General features: G+C 62.3%; 14 protein-coding genes, 1 tRNA gene and 1 riboswitch. Of the genes, 6 read left to right on the plus strand and 9 right to left on the minus strand.

The annotated features are described in order from the left end of the window. Positions 1 to 2: 2 nt before the first annotated feature. From PSV33_RS13440 to PSV33_RS13450, 3 genes are all read left to right on the plus strand, one after another. Complete coding sequence (locus PSV33_RS13440; RefSeq protein WP_300562605.1) at positions 3 to 947, plus strand: transglutaminase family protein; 945 nt, start codon at positions 3 to 5, stop codon at positions 945 to 947. A gap of 175 nt (positions 948 to 1,122) precedes the next feature. Further along, a complete protein-coding gene (locus PSV33_RS13445) occupies positions 1,123 to 1,593 on the plus strand; it encodes a RidA family protein (RefSeq protein WP_300562606.1) in 471 nt (156 codons plus the stop codon). A 91-nt stretch (positions 1,594 to 1,684) separates the two neighbouring features. Further along, a riboswitch (FMN riboswitch) is annotated at positions 1,685 to 1,839 on the plus strand. A gap of 102 nt (positions 1,840 to 1,941) precedes the next feature. Beyond that, positions 1,942 to 2,442, plus strand: coding sequence for a 6,7-dimethyl-8-ribityllumazine synthase (locus PSV33_RS13450; RefSeq protein ID WP_300562608.1), 501 nt, complete (start codon positions 1,942 to 1,944; stop codon positions 2,440 to 2,442). Positions 2,443 to 2,475: 33 nt separating this feature from the next. Here PSV33_RS13450 and alaS read toward each other — a convergent pair whose 3' ends face one another. Next, a complete protein-coding gene (gene alaS, locus PSV33_RS13455; protein ID WP_300562610.1) occupies positions 2,476 to 5,100 on the minus strand; it encodes an alanine--tRNA ligase in 2,625 nt (874 codons plus the stop codon). A 207-nt stretch (positions 5,101 to 5,307) separates the two neighbouring features. Here alaS and PSV33_RS13460 point away from each other — a divergent pair, with 207 nt between their 5' ends. The 3 genes from PSV33_RS13460 (at position 5,308) to PSV33_RS13470 (ending at position 7,351) form a co-directional block, all read left to right on the plus strand. Then, positions 5,308 to 6,786, plus strand: coding sequence for an NAD-dependent succinate-semialdehyde dehydrogenase (locus tag PSV33_RS13460; RefSeq protein WP_300562612.1), 1,479 nt, complete (start codon positions 5,308 to 5,310; stop codon positions 6,784 to 6,786). Next, on the plus strand, positions 6,783 to 7,223 hold the full coding sequence (locus tag PSV33_RS13465) for a DsrE family protein (protein WP_300562614.1): 441 nt from the start codon (positions 6,783 to 6,785) through the stop codon (positions 7,221 to 7,223). Before PSV33_RS13460 ends, PSV33_RS13465 begins: the two co-directional genes overlap by 4 nt. A 54-nt stretch (positions 7,224 to 7,277) precedes the next feature. Next, positions 7,278 to 7,351: transfer RNA gene (locus PSV33_RS13470), tRNA-Gly, on the plus strand. A gap of 35 nt (positions 7,352 to 7,386) precedes the next feature. Here the strand turns inward: PSV33_RS13470 and PSV33_RS13475 are convergent. From PSV33_RS13475 to PSV33_RS13510, 8 genes are all read right to left on the minus strand, one after another. Continuing rightward, positions 7,387 to 10,071: an ABC transporter substrate-binding protein gene (locus PSV33_RS13475; RefSeq protein ID WP_300562616.1), complete on the minus strand. Its 2,685-nt coding sequence runs from the start codon at positions 10,069 to 10,071 to the stop codon at positions 7,387 to 7,389. A 232-nt stretch (positions 10,072 to 10,303) separates the two neighbouring features. After that, the gene (locus tag PSV33_RS13480; RefSeq protein ID WP_300562617.1) at positions 10,304 to 10,945 is read right to left on the minus strand and encodes a type II secretion system protein; all 642 of its coding nucleotides are present in this window, start codon (positions 10,943 to 10,945) and stop codon (positions 10,304 to 10,306) included. A gap of 76 nt (positions 10,946 to 11,021) precedes the next feature. Beyond that, entirely contained in the window at positions 11,022 to 12,182 is a 1,161-nt protein-coding gene (locus PSV33_RS13485; protein WP_300562619.1) for an ATP-binding protein, read from the minus strand. Continuing rightward, entirely contained in the window at positions 12,179 to 12,796 is a 618-nt protein-coding gene (locus PSV33_RS13490) for a response regulator (RefSeq protein ID WP_300562621.1), read from the minus strand. Before PSV33_RS13490 ends, PSV33_RS13485 begins: the two co-directional genes overlap by 4 nt. 65 nt (positions 12,797 to 12,861) lie before the next feature. Beyond that, positions 12,862 to 13,815: a type II secretion system protein gene (locus PSV33_RS13495; RefSeq protein WP_300562623.1), complete on the minus strand. Its 954-nt coding sequence runs from the start codon at positions 13,813 to 13,815 to the stop codon at positions 12,862 to 12,864. Between the two features lie 21 nt (positions 13,816 to 13,836). Next, positions 13,837 to 14,400, minus strand: coding sequence for a hypothetical protein (locus PSV33_RS13500; protein WP_300562624.1), 564 nt, complete (start codon positions 14,398 to 14,400; stop codon positions 13,837 to 13,839). After that, complete coding sequence (locus tag PSV33_RS13505) at positions 14,397 to 15,029, minus strand: hypothetical protein (protein WP_300562626.1); 633 nt, start codon at positions 15,027 to 15,029, stop codon at positions 14,397 to 14,399. Before PSV33_RS13505 ends, PSV33_RS13500 begins: the two co-directional genes overlap by 4 nt. Beyond that, positions 15,026 to 16,615, minus strand: a complete 1,590-nt coding sequence (locus tag PSV33_RS13510) for a hypothetical protein (RefSeq protein ID WP_300562628.1) — start codon at positions 16,613 to 16,615, stop codon at positions 15,026 to 15,028. Before PSV33_RS13510 ends, PSV33_RS13505 begins: the two co-directional genes overlap by 4 nt. Between the last annotated feature and the right edge of the window lie 2 nt (positions 16,616 to 16,617).

Here is a 16,617-nt window from a genome sequence, read left to right on the forward strand (position 1 = left end):
CGATGCTGCTTCACCTTGTTCACGAGACGCGTTATGCGTACAGCCCCGCCGTGGAAAGTGCCCACCATGTGCTGCACCTCAAGCCGGCCAGCCACGCCGGCCAGCAACTGCTGCGCCACCAGCTGACGATCACCCCGCAACCGGCGCGGCTGCAGGAACGGACCGACGTGTATGGCAACGCCCGCAGCCATTTCTCGCTGCACACGCCGCATGACAAACTGACGGTGGTGGCCGACAGCATTGTCTCCACCCTGGCGCTTGCGGCAACGCCGGCAGACGCGCCGGCCGGTCTGCCGTGGGAGCAGGTGCGCGAGCAGTTCCGCTACCACGCCGGCGCCGCCTATGACAGCGCCTGCGAGTTCGTATTTGCCTCACCCTACATCCCGCGCGACGAGGCGTTTGCCGAATTTGCCCGGCCCAGCTTCACGCCCGGGCGGCCCCTGCCCGAAGCGGCGCAGAACCTGATGGAGCGCATCCACACGGGCATGATCTATGACAGCGAGAGCACCGAGGTGGGCACGCAGGCGCTGGAGGCGCTGCACCTGGGCAAGGGCGTGTGCCAGGACTTTGCCCACATCATGGTCGCCTGCTGCCGTGCCATGGGTGTGCCGGCGCGTTATGTCAGCGGCTACTTGCTGACCTCGCCGGCACCCGGCCAGCCGCGCCTGATCGGCAGCGATGCCTCCCATGCCTGGGCCTCGGTGTACTGCCCGGTGGAAAGCAAGGCCGGTGGCCTGGCGCTGGCAGAAGGCCAAAGCCCGGGCATCTGGCTGGACTTCGACCCCACCAACAACCGCGCGCCGGGCGAGGACTATGTCACGCTGGCCACGGGCCGCGATTTCCTCGACGTCTCGCCGATGCGCGGCGTGATACGCGGCGGCGCGCGCCATGTGCTGGACGTGGCCGTGACGATGACGCCCATCGACAAACTGCCGGACCCGAACTGAGTTGAGCTGAACTGAGCGTTCCATGCCCGGCGGCGGGCAGGCATGCCGGCGCTAGAATCTTTTGAACAGCCTGCCCCAGCCGCTACTTTTTTTGTAGCTGCTGGCGCCCGTCCGGTATGGGCTGAAGGCCTATTTCACTATCAATCCCCGATTCATCCACCCACAGGAGCATTTCATGAGCCACCCCACCGGCCCCATCTACGACAAGCTGAAAACCCTGGGCATCACCCTGCCACCGGTCTCCACGCCGGCGGCCGCCTATGTGCCTTTTGTGCAGACTGGCAAGCTGGTTTTCCTCTCCGGCCACATTGCCAGAAAAGACGGCAAGCCCTGGGTCGGCCAGCTCGGCAAAAACATGACCACCGAAGAAGGCAAGGCCGCCGCACGCGCCATTGCGATCGACCTGATGGGCACACTGCATGCCGCCGTCGGCGACCTCGGCAAGGTCACACGCATCGTCAAGCTGATGAGCCTGGTCAACTCGACCGGCGACTTCACCGAGCAGCACCTGGTGACCAACGGCGCCAGCGAGCTGTTGGGCGAGGTGTTCGGCACGGCCGGCGCGCACGCCCGCAGCGCTTTCGGCGTGGCGCAGATTCCGATGGGTGCCTGCGTCGAAATCGAGCTGATCGCCGAAGTCGCCTGACCCCGCTTTGCCGGTCAGGCCGGCGACACAAGTCGGTAGCACCGCCTCGCAGGCGGATTTAGAATCATTCGTGCCCGAAGCGATTCGGGAACAGCGTTCTCAGGGCGGGGTGAAATTCCCCACCGGCGGTGTTTGCGTGTAAACGCATCAGCCCGCGAGCGCCCGGCCTCTTCACGGAAGCCGGGGTCAGCAGATTCGGTTCAACTCCGAAGCCGACGGTCACAGTCCGGATGAAAGAGAGCGCGATGTTTACGGCCCATCTCATGGGCCGGCGTTCGCACGCCGGCTTACAGGAGGGGCCGCAGGCTCGTGCGCCCTGATTTTGGTGATCATTTTCAGGAGTAGCCCATGAGCCAAAGACATCCTCAGGCCGCCGCCTTGCCGCCGCAGCATCCCGCCAGATTCTGTTTTATCCAGGCCAGCTGGCACGCCAGCATCGTGAACCAGGGACGCGATGCCTTTCTGGCAGAGATGGCCAGAGACGGCGTGGACCCGCAGGACATCGACCTGTTCGAGTTGCCGGGCGCCTTTGAGATTCCACTGCATGCGCAGCAATTAGCACGTTCGGGCCGGTATGCCGCCATCGTTGCCTGCGGCTTGGTGGTGGACGGCGGCATCTACCGCCATGACTTCGTCGCGGATGCCGTGATCAGTGGCTTGATGCGGGTGCAGCTGGACACCGGCGTACCAGTGTTTTCAGCTGTGCTCACGCCACAGCACTTTCATGAGCATGAGGAACATCGCCGCTTTTTCAGTGAGCACTTTGTTGTCAAAGGCACCGAAGTCGCGCAGGCCTGCCTGCGCACGCTGGCAAGCCTGCAGCGGGTGACCGGGCTGATGGCCGGCTGAGCGCTTTTTTTGCCTGCTGGTAGGGCTGAGAAATCAGGCTCGCTCAGTCACCCAGCCCTGCACCGACGCCAGCGCCGCCGCCAGTTTCGACGCATCAGTGCCGCCAGCCATGGCCATGTCGGCCTTGCCGCCGCCCTTGCCGCCGACCTGCTGGGCGACGAAGTTGACCAGTTCACCGGCCTTGACCCTGCCCACGCTGTCGGCGGTCACACCAGCCGCGATCTGAACCTTGTCGCCGTCCACGGCGGCGAGCACGATCACCGCGGTCTTGAGCTTGTCCTTGAGCTTGTCCATGGTGTCGCGCAGCGTCTTGGCGTCGGCGCCTTCGAGCCTGGCGGCCAGCACCTTCAGGCCCTTGACATCCACCGCCTGCGACATCAGCTCGTCGCCCTGCGCCGAAGCCAGCTTGCCCTTGATGGCCGTCAGCTCTTTTTCCAGATCGCGCATCTGCTCAAGCAGGCCGCTGACGCGGGCCGGCACTTCATGCGGGGTGACCTTGAGCGTTCCCGCCACCCCGCCCAGGGTGGCTTCCATGGCCTGCACGTAGTTGAGCGCCGCCAGGCCGGTGACGGCCTCGATGCGCCGCACGCCTGCCGCCACGCCGCCTTCGGCCGTGATGGTGAAAAAGCCGATGTCGCCCGTGCGCGCCACATGGGTGCCGCCGCACAACTCCTTGCTCGAGCCAATGCTCAGTACGCGCACCTTGTCGCCGTATTTCTCGCCAAACAGCATCATGGCGCCGGTTTTCTGGGCGGCCTCCATGTCCATCACGCTGGCGTCGGTAGCGGCGTTGGCCAGGATCTCGGCGTTGACGCGTGCCTCAATTTCCCGGATCTGTTCGTCGGTCACCGGTGCGTTGTGGGCAAAGTCGAAGCGCGTTTTCTCGGCATCAACCAGAGAGCCCTTTTGCTGTACGTGGTCGCCCAGCACTTCGCGCAAGGCCTTGTGCATCAGGTGGGTGGCGCTGTGGTTGCGCACGGTGGCGGCGCGCAAGGCGAGGTTGACACGGGCCGAGACATGGTCGCCCACGTTGAGCGTCCCCTGCGCCACGCTGCCATGGTGGCCGTAAACATCGGCCTTGATCTTGAGCGTGTCGCCCACCTCGAAGTGGGCTGAGCCGCTGACAAGTTCGCCCTGGTCGCCCACCTGGCCGCCGCTTTCGGCATAAAACGGGGTGTTGTCCAGCACCACCACGCCTTGCTGGCCGGTCTTGAGCGCTGCCACCGAGACGCCGTCGGCGTACAGGGCAACAATTTTTCCGCTGGCTTCCAGGGCTTCGTAGCCGGTGAACACATTGCCTTCGCCGGCGTATTCGAGTGCCCGGTCCATCTTGAATTTGCCTGCCGCCCGCGCCTGGTTTTTCTGTTTGGCCATCGCAGCCTTGAAACCGGCTTCGTCAACCGCCACACCGCGTTCACGGCAAACGTCTGCCGACAGGTCCAGCGGGAACCCATAGGTGTCATGCAGCTTGAAGGCCACCTCCCCTGGCAGCACCTTGCCGCCGTCGGCCAGCGCCGTGTCGAGAATGGTCATGCCGATTTCAAGCGTCTCGAAGAAGCGCTCCTCCTCCGCCTTGAGCACGGCCGTGATGCGCTTCTCGTCGGTCTTGAGCTTGGGATAGGCATCACCCATCAAGCGCGCCAGATCTGCCACCAGCTTGTGGAAAAACGGCGTCTTCTTGCCCAGTTTGTAGCCGTGTCGGATCGCGCGGCGGATGATGCGCCGCTGCACATAACCGCGGCCTTCGTTGGATGGGTTCACACCGTCACTGACCAGGAAGGCAGTGGCGCGGATGTGGTCGGCAATCACGAACAGGCTCTTGTTGCCCAGGTCTTTTTCACCCGTCTCGCGTGAAGCTGCCTTGATCAGTTCGGCAAAGATGTCGATCTCGTAGTTGCTGTGCACATGCTGCAGGATGGCGGCGAGGCGCTCCAGGCCCATGCCGGTGTCCACGCACGGTGCCGGCAGTGGCGTCACCGAGCCGTCTTCAGCCATGTTGAACTGCATGAACACGTTGTTCCAGATCTCGATGAAGCGGTCGCCGTCTTCATCGGGACTGCCGGGTGGTCCGCCCGGAATGTGGTCGCCGTGGTCGTAGAAAATTTCGGAACAGGGGCCGCAGGGGCCGGTGTCGGCCATCATCCAGAAGTTGTCGGACTTGTAGCGCCCGCCCTTGTTGTCGCCGATGCGGATCACGCGCTCGGGCGGCAGGCCGATCTCCTTGGTCCAGATGTCGTAGGCCTCGTCGTCCTCTTCATACACCGTGGCCAGCAGGCGGTCAGCCGGCAGCTTGTAGACCTCGGTCAGCAACTCCCAGGCCCACTTGAGCGATTCACGCTTGAAGTAATCGCCAAAACTCCAGTTGCCCAGCATCTCGAAGAAGGTGTGGTGGCGCGCGGTGTAGCCGACGTTTTCCAGGTCGTTGTGTTTGCCGCCCGCCCGCAGGCAGGCCTGCACCGAGGCCGCACGGACATAGGAGCGCTTGTCGGTACCGAGAAACACATCCTTGAATTGCACCATGCCCGAGTTGGTGAACATCAGCGTCGGGTCATTGCCCGGCACCAGCGAACTCGAAGGCACCACGGTATGGCCCTTGGACGCGAAAAAGTCCAGGAAGGTCTTGCGGATGTCGGCGACGGTGAAAGTGGGTGTGCTCATGTTTTGTTGGTTGCTGATGACGCCGGCGCCGGCCAGGCCCGGGCCCGGAGCGGCCGACCGCACCTGGATGCTTGATTTGCCTGAACCTTTGATTATAAGTTTCGCGGACCAAGCGCCCGCCCGCTCTGCGTAATACCGCCCGACACGCTATGCTTGCAGGTTGTGCCAATGAGCCGCGCAGCCGCGGCACCCCCGAAAGAGACCCTCATGGACATGAAAACCTCCCCGATTTCGCTGCTCAAAGACCCCAGCCTGCTCAAGACCGACGCCCTGATCAACGGCCAGTGGGTCAAGGGCAGCTCGCGTTTTGACGTCAACGACCCCGCCACCGGCCTCAAGCTGGCCGACGTGGCCAATCTGGGTGCCAAGGACGCCGAAGCCGCCATTGCCGCCGCCAACGCCGCCTGGCCCGCCTGGCGCAGCAAGACCGGCAAGGAGCGCCACGCCATCCTGCTCAAGTGGTACCAGCTCCTGATGGCCAATGTCGAAGACCTGGGCCGCATCATGACCGCCGAGCAGGGCAAGCCGTTTGCCGAAGCCAAGGGTGAAGTCACTTATGGCGCCAGTTTTGTCGAGTGGTTTGCCGAAGAGGCCAAACGTGTCAACGGCGAAACCCTGCCCCAGTTTGACAACAACCGCCGTCTGATGGTCCTGAAGCAACCCATCGGTGTCTGCGCGGCCATCACGCCCTGGAACTTCCCGCTGGCCATGATCACGCGCAAGGTGGCGCCAGCACTGGCCGCCGGTTGCCCGGTAGTCATCAAGCCGGCCGAGCTGACGCCGCTGACGGCGCTGGCTGCGGCCGAACTGGCCGTGCGCGCCGGCATCCCGGCCGGCGTGCTCAATGTGCTTACCGCCGACAGCGACAACTCCATTGCTGCGGGCAAGGTGTTCTGCGCCAGCGACATCGTGCGCCACATCAGCTTCACCGGCTCCACCGAGGTCGGCCGCATCCTGATGGCGCAAAGCGCGCCCTCGATCAAGAAGCTGGCCCTTGAACTCGGCGGGAACGCGCCCTTCATTGTGTTCGACGACGCCGACGTGGACTCGGCCGTCGAAGGCGCCATGGCCAGCAAATACCGCAACGCCGGCCAGACCTGCGTCTGCGCCAACCGTATCTATGTGCAGGACGGCGTGTACGACCAGTTCGTCGAAAAATTCGCCGCCAAGGTCAAGCTGCTCAAGGTCGGCAACGGCTTCGAGGACGGCGTGGTGCAGGGCCCGCTGATCGAGGACTCGGCGGTCGACAAAGTGCAGCGCCATGTCGACGATGCCATTGCCAAAGGCGGCAAGTTGCTAGCCGGCGGCAAAAAGCTCAAAGGCCAGTTTTTCGAGCCCACCGTGATTTCGGAAGCGACCGGCGACATGCTTTGCGCCAAAGAGGAAACCTTTGGCCCGTTTGCACCGGTGTTCCGCTTCAAGCACGAGCAGGAAGCCATTGACGCCGCCAACAACACCGAGTTCGGCCTGGCCAGCTACTTCTACAGCCGAGACATCGGCCGCATCTACCGCGTCGCCGAAGCGCTGGAGTACGGCATGGTCGGCATCAATGCCGGCGTGATCGCCACCGAGCATGTGCCCTTTGGTGGCGTCAAGCAGTCCGGCCTGGGCCGCGAAGGCTCCAGCCACGGCATGGAGGAGTACCTGGAAATGAAATACCTTTGCCTGGGAGACATCCTCAAATGAAGCGCCGACTTTTTATCCATGCCGGTGTCGCGGTCGCAGGCGCTACGTTTTTGGTAGCTGCCGGCGCCCAGGGCATGGGGGCTGCAGGCCAAAAACGCCACAAACTCGTGATCCAGGTCAGTGACAACGACCCGGCTAAATGGAACCTGGCCCTGAACAATGCCAAAAATGTGCAGGAGGACGTGGGCGCCGCCAACGTCGACATTGCGATCGTTGCCTACGGTCCGGGCATAGGCATGCTCAAGCTGGAGTCGCCGGTCGGCCCGCGTATAGCCGAGGCGCTGAAAGCCAATGTGCGCGTGGTGGCGTGTGAAAACACCATGCGCGGTGCGAAGCTGACCAGGGACGACATGCAGTCCGGCATCAGCTACGTTCCTGCCGGGGTGACCGAGATCATGAAGAAACAGGGCGAAGGCTGGGCTTATTTGCGGCCCTGAGCGTTTTTGCCTGGCAGTTCACTTTTATAATCGGGCGGTGCTCTCAGCCTGAATGCGGGTGTAGTTCAATGGTAGAACTTTTGCTTCCCAAGCAAATAGCGTGGGTTCGATTCCCATCACCCGCTCCACATTTTTCCCACTCCGGCAGCCGGCCGGCGTGACTTCAAGCGGCGACAGCCGGGCTGTCAACCACCACCGCGCCAAGGGTAAAGTAAAAGGTTGCGCCCAGCCCTTCGGCCGCCTCGGCCCATACCCGCCCCCCATGCCGCTCAATGACGCGCTTGACGGTGGCCAGCCCGATGCCGGTGCCTGCGTAGTCGGTGGAGGAATGCAGCCGCTGGAAGGTGCCAAACAACTTGTCGGCGTAAGCCATGTCGAAGCCGGCGCCATTGTCCCTGACGAAATAGACGGCCTCGCCGTCCGCACCCGTTTTGCACCCCACGTCGATACGCGCCAGCGGCTGCAGGGAGGTGAACTTCCACGCATTGCCCACCAGGTTCTGGATCACCACGGAGAGCAGGAGCGGGTCGCCAAGCACCAACAGGTTCTCCTGAACGTGGATCTCCACCACGCGCTCCGGCTCCCGCTCGCGGCACGCCTGAACCACCTGCAGGGCAATTTTTGCCAGATCCACGGGTCCCGCACGCAGCGGGTCCCGCGACAGCTTGGCGAGCGACAGCAAGCCCTCGATCAGCTCGCCCATCTGGCGGGTGCCGGCGCGGATACGGCTGAGGTAATGTTTTCCCTGAGCCCCGACTTTTTCCGACGCCATGCGTTCTATCAGCTGGCTGAAGCCGTCAATGGTGTTGAGCGGTGAACGCAGGTCGTGCGACACGGAATACGAAAACGCTTCCAGCTCGCGATTCAGGGCTTCGAGTTGCGAGGTGCGCTTCCGTACCCGCTCCTCCAGGTCGGCATTGAGGCGCAGGATGCTTTCTTGGGCCTGCTTTCGCTCGGTGATGTCCTGGGTCGAGCCGTGCAGGCGGATGACCCTGCCGCTGTCATCACGCACCACTTCGCCAATGACCCTGACCCAGACGCGGCGTCCGCCAGCAGAGGTGATCTCCAGCTCTTCATCGAAGGGCGCCCCAGTGTCAATACACGCCTGGACCACCGCCTCTATTCTCCCGCGCCACTCCGGCGATCCGTAAAACTCCAGCGCCTGCTTCAGGGAGGGTCGGGTGCCGGGCGGCACCTCATGGATTTTGCAGACTTCGTCGGACCAGACCACATGATTCCCAGGCAGATCCAGCATCCAGCCGCCAATCCGCGCGGTGCGCCCGGCAATCCTGAGCAGGGCCTCGCTCTGGCGCAGCTTGTCCTGGATCGCCCGGCGGTCCGTGATGTCTTCAGTCACCGAAATGATGTGCGTGGCCTCGCCCGACAACGACCGCACCATGGACACCGTCGAATGAACCCATACGGCCGAGCCATCCTTTTTCAAATACCTTTTTTCGTCCGAAAAGCTCTCCAGCTCGCCGGCCAGCATCCGGTCCCTCTGCGCGGCATAACGCGTCCGGTCATCGGGGTGGGTCAGCTCGCGCGTATCCATCGCCTGCAATTCGGCCTCGGAGTAGCCCACGATGGCGTAGTAGGCGGGGTTGGCCATCAGGAAGCGTCCGTCCGGCGTGTTCATCACGATGCCTGAAGCCGCGGTGCCAAACATCAGCTGAACCATGTCCTGGCTCACCTTGAGCTGCTGCTGCGCTTCGGTACGCCGCAACACCTCGGTTTGAAGCTGCCGGGTGCGCTCACGAACACTTCGGCGCATCTGCAAATTCCACAGAAGCACCAGTGTCAGCAGAGTGCCAATACCAAACACCGCGCCGGCCAGCCATCGCACCAGGTCTGGATGCAGGCCCGTCTTCGGCTCGAACATCAGTCCCGCCAGCGAGTAGTCCGCCTTGACCATGCCCAGGCTCGCCAACGTCCGCGCAATCGCGTCCAGCCGGCCGGGGTTCAGGTGCCCGATCTCCACCAGATCGGGCAGCACCAGAGGCCGCATCTGCATCGCTTCCTCCAGCAGGGTCTCGCGGGTCAGGCCCCGTTGCCGGACACCTGTCATTCCTGCGATCAGATCGGCCATTTCCGGCTCGTGGGCGAAGGCGTATTCCCAACCCTTTCGGGTAGCGCGCAGGAAGGCGGCCGTGCGTTCGGGCGCTTTCTCTGCCTGGGCCTCCGTCGTGAAGAGAATGTCGCCATAAAAATCGACACCATAGTCCAGGCTGCGCATGGTCGCGGGCACCACACCGCGAGCGCGAAGCAAGGCGGGCTCCACCGTCGAATAGGCTGACATGGCGTCTACCCTGCCCTCGATCAGGTCCTCAAGCTTCCAGGACTGCGGGAGGATGTTGACACGCTGGGGGTCGATGCCTTCGCGCTTGAGCACGGCGCGCAGCTGGATGCTGCCCTGAGCGTCGGAGAGCATTACCTTGGCGCCGACCAGGTCACTGGGGGAGCGAATCCGGCGGTCCGCCCGACTCAAGATGACGTAGGGCGAGTGCTGGAATATCGCCGCCAGCGCCACCAGTGGCTGCCCGTTGATGCGGTTGATCAACATATCTGAATCGCCAATGCCGTATTGCGCGTCGCCCTTGAGAACCGTGGCAATCACCGGCCGGTCGGCACCGCCCTCGCGAATGGTGACGTCCAGCCCTTCATCACGGTAAAAGCCCTTGGCCAGGGCAGCGTAATAACCGGCAAACTGGAACTGGTGCAGCCATTTGAGCTGCAGGGTGACGCGTTCGGGGGCTTTGGTGTCGGCTGCGGCATGCACCGGGGTGGTGCACAGAAACCAGAGCGTGGAGAATGCGAGTGCAACCAGCACTGCAGTTGCAGGACGCTTCACCGGAGTCACCACGGACTGAGGTGAGCGTGTCAGGAGATACATCGTGAATTAAGTCTAGCACGCAACTTTCTTGTACCGCGAGTTTCATCCTCGGCTCGACAGCTCAACACAAAAACCAGCGGCTAAAAGCCCAAGCTGCAATCCTGCTTATCCGAAAAACAGCGGACTAAAAAAATGCTTCTGACACGGAAAAAGCCGGGCAAACGCCCGGCTTTGCAAGGTCAGAAAGAAATCAAAGTTGTTTGCAGAGAAAGTACCCAGTCGTCGCTTCAAGATAAGCACCTGCTGCGGGGGCAACAGCCGCCGCTGGCGCGACTGTTGAAGATCGCACAATCCCGGTGTTGTTCACGCCATCGTCGATGAGACGGTCAAGAGCGCCTGCGAATTTTCCGGTCAGATTGTTGAGGCAAACGACATTGCCACTCAGGCCCCACAGAGTATTCCCGAGTGCCATGTTGCCGCCAGCAGCGTGCGCAGGCCGGGCTGCTGCACCCGCATCGGCTGGATTACCACCGATAAACCCCGCATACCGCAATGCACGAAACGCATTGACGTTCTCACCAGCCGCCACACCAAATGGATCTACAGAAGCTGCACCAATCAACCCATTGTTGTTGCCGGCGCCCACATTTGCGGCCCAGCCGTACAAGGCAATGGTGCTACCCGTTTCGTCGGCAGGCAGCGACCGGTAGCGATCCCGGTAGGACAAAATACTGGCACTAACAGCATCCATGTCTTTTGCGATGTTTTTTATCTTGCTGTTCTCGATCAACTCCTGACCTTTGAGCACGCCAGCCAGCAGCAAGCCCACAATCACGAGCACTATCGCGATTTCAACCAGTGTGAAACCGCCCTGTTTTTTCAATGTTTTCATTGATGACTCCAAAATAATTACGCGACGCGGGATGCATCGGTAATTAAATGTATCTTTTGTTTTCGGATTTGAGGAGTCAGGAATTTTTACATGGGAGCCGCAGCGTCACGCGCAGGCCTTTGCCCAGCCGTTCTGCGGAAAGCTCGCCCCCTGCAAGCTGGGCCTGCTTGCGGGCCTGGTACATCCCCAGACCCCGGTTGACAGCGCCGGAACTGGCCCAGGGCTCAAACAGTTTGTCCAACGCAATTTCCAGCGGCAGATGTGGCGTTTCGAAATGCACAGCGATGTGGGACTCTTCGTCCACAACAACAACCCGACAATGCGCCGCTACCTGGCGCTGACGCGAGAGATTGGAGACATTGCCCAGCACATTGTCGAGCACCGTGGCGAGCGCAGCACCGTCCCATTGCAGCCACGCGCCCCCCTCCAGTTCAATGGCGACCTGATGCAGCAGACCGGCCTGGCGAACGTGTTCGTCCAGGTCCAGCATGTCTGGTTCGTGTTCTTCCAGGGGGGCCAACGGCGCCGAAAGGGAAGCCTGCCAGGTGGGATTCAGCAGGGCTTGGGCCATGCGCTCTGCCCGATTGGCGGCCAAGGGTGCATTGCTGCGAAGGCGCCGCGCACGCGCCATCAGGGTCTGGTCGTCTTCTGCCCCCGCAAAGTCCTCCGCCACCAGTTGCACCCATTGGGCCAAGTTGCGCATATCGTGCTGCAAGAAAACGCCTACCCGCGCACGCTGGCTGACCGCTGCCACCAGCGCCAGTTGGCGGGCCGCCAGGGCGCCTTGCAGCATGGCAAACAGGACCCCGGCCGCCTGCAAGGCAAACAAGTGGCGTTCACCGCGCAAGCCCTTCAGGCCAATGCGAAAGTCCAATGAGATATCGTCAAACTGAAAACTCTGACAAAGGACGCGGTCATCAAAACGCCGCTCGCCTCGTGCACCGGGCACGGCCGCACCGTGCACAATCGCCGGAATGGGCGGTCCCATGCGGGTGAATACCGGCGAGCCATACCAGCTCCCCCGCCAGTCCATGCTGACCAGGCCCAACTGCGCAAGCGTGTGCTGATGCCGCACCAGCGTGCCCAGCAAGTCATCATGCAAGGCCTCGCGCAAGGCCAGCAGCTCGTCCATGCGCTGGCGATGCAGTCGGCTCAGATGGCGCAGCCAGATCATCGTGAACCCCACGCTCAAGCCCGCCACTACCAGGGCTACGGCCGCGTCGTACAAGTCGTTCACGACGGCGCTCTTTCAATGCCGAACTTCTTCATGAAGTAATAAAGGTGCTCGCGGGTCAGCCCAAGCTTACGAGACGCTTGTGCCACATTGAACTGGGTATCGGCCAAAACGGACCGCACAAGCTTTTCCTGCGCAGCTTCGCCGAACTCCCTGACACCTTCCCCCATCGGTGCGGTCAGCGTCATGCGCGCCTGTCCGTCAGTGTTCAGTTGTTTTTCAGCCTGCAGAAACAGCACGGCACGGGCCAAGGCTTCTTTCACACGTTGTATGCTGGCCGGCTTGTTGAGAAAATCGAAGGCACCCAGGCCAATGGCCGTCAGCGCCACCGCGGGTTCATCCTGGCCCGTCAACACGATCACCTTGAGCGAAGGCCGCTCCAGGATGAGCAGCCTTAGCAACTCCAGACCTTCTGTCGGGTCGTTCGGGTGAGGTGGAAGGCCCAGGTCGAGCACGGCAAGGTCAAAGGGTGCATGCGCCTGCCGGGCGATCACAAGAGCTTCAGCCGCTGCCCCACCCGAAAGCACTTCGTAACCGATGTCTTGGAGTGAGCCACACCACCAATCGCGCAGGGAAGGGTCATCTTCGACAAAGAGAACGGTGGAGCGACCTTCCATGATTACAAGGTTATGTCGTGAAATGAGTCAAGGAGCAGTCACTAAGCAGATCTACCCTTTGGCCACTAGGGCAAAACGCCATTGCCCTGCATTCTCTGTATAAGCTGCTCTACCGTCAGCCAGACCACCACATCATCGAAGTATGTGTTGACAGGAGTCGTTGCCTCGTTACGTGGATGCGACACCAGAATCCTGTCGTTATTAACATTTGCCGCTTCGTCCACACTCAGGGCAGGTGGTGCAGCGTTGAGGTTTGCTGCGTATGAATAAACAGCGAATGCGGGGTTCGCCAGTTGTCGTCCACCAGCACAATTGGCGGCCCCAATTGAATCACAGACGCGGACATCGCTGACTGGTGCGACAACCGGGTTGTAATACCTGTTCCGGATGCCGTCAGCATGGGTAAACGGATAACAAGTGGATGCATTTGCCCCGCAGGTTGCCGGCGTGATGGCCAAGGTAATGGAGCCATTGTTTGTGGTGGTGTTTACTGTCGAGGGCACGATATAGCGCAGTGGACGCGCCCAAGCATCAATGACTAGTCCATTCGCACCCTGCCCCGCCATTCCCAGCGTCGCAGCCGGCACAAACCCTGTATTTGGGTTTGCTGTCACAAAACACCGCCCACGTTCCGCGCCGCCTCCAGCCGTAGTCGTCACAAAAACTTCTGCCCCACAGCCCCCTGCTGGATTCGGATTTGTACAGAAACTTTCTCTTCCAACACTCGTTGCCGTAGCCGGACAAGGAAGGCGCCGGTTAACCATGGCGAAAGCGACAATGGCGTCGCTCGCATCCTGTAATTGGCGTTGCGTGTCTGAAAACTTCTTGTTTATCAATTGAGGTCCAAGCGCAGCCATTCCCGCCCCGAGGGCGAGCCCCGCAATCACCAGGACCAGAGCTATTTCAATCAAACTGAAACCGAACTGGCGGATTTTTAACGAAAGGCCCCGGCGCTTACCCACCCTGGCGATGTGAGATTTTCCAGGACACTGGATCACTGTTTTAGATTGATTGCTCATATAGTTCCTAAGGTTTTGCCATCACCGCGCGCCCGCCTTCGGCGGAATAATCCGGATAGCCCCCGGCGGCAACAAATCCACCGCCTGCCCTGACGGCACATCAATCACCTGACCCGGCCTGGCTTTGAGTTGCATGTCCTGGCCCGCAAGCTGCAGCACACCCGCCTGCCCCGCCAGAGAGCGCAAGGGATTGACGGCGGCGCGGCCATACAAGGGCTGATCATTGACCCACACCGTGCTGCGGTTGCCCGAACGGACCACCACGCCGCTGACGACCAGGGCGTCCGGCAAGCCCGGGGCCGCCTCACCCGACGTTTCTTTTGGAAGCACCTGCACCCCCCCGTCGGGATTGCCGACAGCGTTGCGTGCCGATTCAAGATTTCGGCGCTGAGCCGGCGAAAGAATCAGCGCCCCAAGCTCGCGGGACAAGGGGGCAACGCCAGGAACGGTCAGCGCCGGCCCTGCCGTCTGCGCCATGGCTATACAGGCAGTCAACGCTGTCAAGCCGAGTGCCACAACCCGGCCCCCGAACCGCGGAGCCATGACAACCGTCGGGAAGAATTTCATCACAGGCTTCACCTTCATGGCGCTTTGGGCGCTGCGCCTTCAACCACCACGTACAGCCAGGACAATTCACAATGTACATCGATCGCTGGAACCGAGCGGTCGGCACTGGCGAAAGTTTTCTGATCGTAAATACAGCTGTCGGTCGTGAAATAACCCGCGTTGCCGCCCTGCAGGCGTGCCAGCAGGTTCAGCCACTCTTCCTCATGGACACCACTGACACTGAGTTTCATGGGGACACGCACCATGTGGGCCACGGTTTCACCGGTCTTGTCGTCGCTCAGGGGTTTGAGCTTCTCCTGGGCGCCCAGCTCCCATACCAGGGTGCTTTTTCGCAGGTCACGGGCTGCAGCTTCCAGTGCTTCCAGCATGGCCAGCCTGTCGGGCGTGTGGGCAAAATATGACTGCTTGAGCTTGCCAAACATTTGAAGGTTTTCCTCCAGCCTGGCCCGGTCGGACTGGGTGTTCTCGAGCGACTGGTTGGCTGCGTTCAGCGCCACCTGCGCCCTGCCTTGCTCCAGCGCAATGTCCCGGGCCAGCCAGCTTGCGCCGCCAGCCAAGGCTGCAGCCACTGTGCACATGATGGCGCCGAGCACCAGCGGCCGGGCGGCCATGCGCCAGACGCTGCGCGTTTTCTGAAGGTCCGTCATGGCGCGACTTTCTCCAGACACAGGTCCATCGTGCGTGCACCCACCTCGCCGAGTGTGCCGCCCTGGACCTGCACCGGGTCCAGCGTCACTGTGGACTTGAGCAGAATCGCCGACCAGCCCGCTGTATTCAAACCGGCAAGCAAGCCGTCTTGCAGCTGCAGCGCCTGCCGCTGTGTCAATGTCAGGGGCAGCGCCGCGGTGAAGCTCAACAGGGCGAGGGCTGGTTTGGCAGGTTCTGCAGCAGGTGCGGCGGCCGCGGCGGCGGCGGCCGCGGCGGCATCCACCACCTTGGGGCAACCAAATGGCTCGGCCGCGGCGGGAGGTGCGCCGGCGGCTTGCACCTGCAGACGCGGCAGCGACCAGCTGACTTTTTGTACCTCCACCCCGGGCGCAGCTTTCAGCGCACCGGCCAGATGCTGCAAACCAGCAAACTGGTCGGGCTGTGCCGCAATGGTCTGCTGCCAGGCCTGCACCGACGCCACCGCAAGGCCTGCCTGACTCAGGTCACCCTTGGCGCGCAGGACTTCCTGGCTGGCCTGCTGGTTGATCACCGCTGCGCGCGCCACTTGCTCCTGCGCCAGGTTGCGCTTGCCCCAGGACAACCACAACAAGTCCGCCGACCACAAAACGGCCAGGGCCAGAACCGCCATGCCGCCGTACTTTGCACTGGCCCCTATCTGGGCCGCACGCCATTGCGTGCGTGACTCGTCCGGCAAAAACTGCAGCTGCGCAGAGGCAGTCTTGAGCCGCGGCAGCAGCCGGGCATACGCGTCGGACACGCCTTCAATGAATTGCACGTCCAGCGCAGGGTCAGTGGCAGCTTCTGCGAGTGCCTGCGCGTCATCAAACGGCAACCACATCTGCGTGGCTACGGGTTGATCGGCGCTGCTCAGCCATTCCTGAGAAATCAGGTACTGGACAGTTCTGCGCGCCTCGGCCAGCACAAAGGCCGCTGACAAACTGCCTTCACCCACACTCAGCGCCAGCCGCGAAAACAGCGGAGTCTTGCCGCGCACCAGCACCTGCCGCAGCCCGGCAGGCGTGGCCACCAGGGCCAGCGTGGGCCTGAGGCTGGCCGGCTCCGGGGGGGCCGGTGGGCCCTGCACCAGCGGATCGGTGCGCGGCCGGCGGGGTAACTTTTGCCTGACCTCCAGCGCAATCAGGGCCGACAACGGCCACAAGCCCTTGACGCGAATGTGTTGCGCCGTAAGGGCAACCAGCCATTGGGCGATGCGCTCGCTTTGCCCCATGCCGATCAGGCTGACACGGGTCGGCGGTCGCCACGAGCCAGAAGGAACCAGCACGGCGGCGCGGTAGGGGTTGTCGCGCAACTGCTGCAACAACCGGCGTTGCAGCAGTTGCTGCCGCGTGCCAGCCAGCCAGATGGGCGGCAGGACATTGCGGATGTAGGCCTCGTCCATGATGTCGCTGACCAGCGAGCAGTTGCCGCGCGCCGGCATGTGGGCGGCGACCCAGGCGACCGGGTCAACATCCACACCCGCTGCCGCCACAGGTTCGGCACGGGCCCCGCTCAGGCGGTACAGATGCACCGACTGCTGCGCAATGACGAGGGCGAATTCCCGCATGG

Origin of the sequence: Polaromonas sp., from assembly GCF_029945895.1 — a bacterium.
Lineage (GTDB): Bacteria > Pseudomonadota > Gammaproteobacteria > Burkholderiales > Burkholderiaceae_C > Polaromonas.

Bases quoted from the DNA above. Each gene is read 5' to 3' on its own strand.
- PSV33_RS13445 (WP_300562606.1), top strand. From the start codon at position 1,123: ATGAGCCACCCCACCGGCCCCATCTACGACAAGCTGAAAACCCTGGGC.
- PSV33_RS13505 (WP_300562626.1), bottom strand. From the start codon at position 15,029: ATGACGGACCTTCAGAAAACGCGCAGCGTCTGGCGCATGGCCGCCCGG.
- PSV33_RS13450 (WP_300562608.1), top strand. From the start codon at position 1,942: ATGAGCCAAAGACATCCTCAGGCCGCCGCCTTGCCGCCGCAGCATCCC.
- PSV33_RS13510 (WP_300562628.1), bottom strand. From the start codon at position 16,615: ATGCGGGAATTCGCCCTCGTCATTGCGCAGCAGTCGGTGCATCTGTAC.
- PSV33_RS13465 (WP_300562614.1), top strand. From the start codon at position 6,783: ATGAAGCGCCGACTTTTTATCCATGCCGGTGTCGCGGTCGCAGGCGCT.
- alaS (WP_300562610.1), bottom strand. From the start codon at position 5,100: ATGAGCACACCCACTTTCACCGTCGCCGACATCCGCAAGACCTTCCTG.
- PSV33_RS13500 (WP_300562624.1), bottom strand. From the start codon at position 14,400: ATGAAGGTGAAGCCTGTGATGAAATTCTTCCCGACGGTTGTCATGGCT.
- PSV33_RS13460 (WP_300562612.1), top strand. From the start codon at position 5,308: ATGGACATGAAAACCTCCCCGATTTCGCTGCTCAAAGACCCCAGCCTG.
- PSV33_RS13440 (WP_300562605.1), top strand. From the start codon at position 3: ATGCTGCTTCACCTTGTTCACGAGACGCGTTATGCGTACAGCCCCGCC.
- PSV33_RS13480 (WP_300562617.1), bottom strand. From the start codon at position 10,945: ATGAAAACATTGAAAAAACAGGGCGGTTTCACACTGGTTGAAATCGCG.
- PSV33_RS13490 (WP_300562621.1), bottom strand. From the start codon at position 12,796: ATGGAAGGTCGCTCCACCGTTCTCTTTGTCGAAGATGACCCTTCCCTG.
- PSV33_RS13495 (WP_300562623.1), bottom strand. From the start codon at position 13,815: ATGAGCAATCAATCTAAAACAGTGATCCAGTGTCCTGGAAAATCTCAC.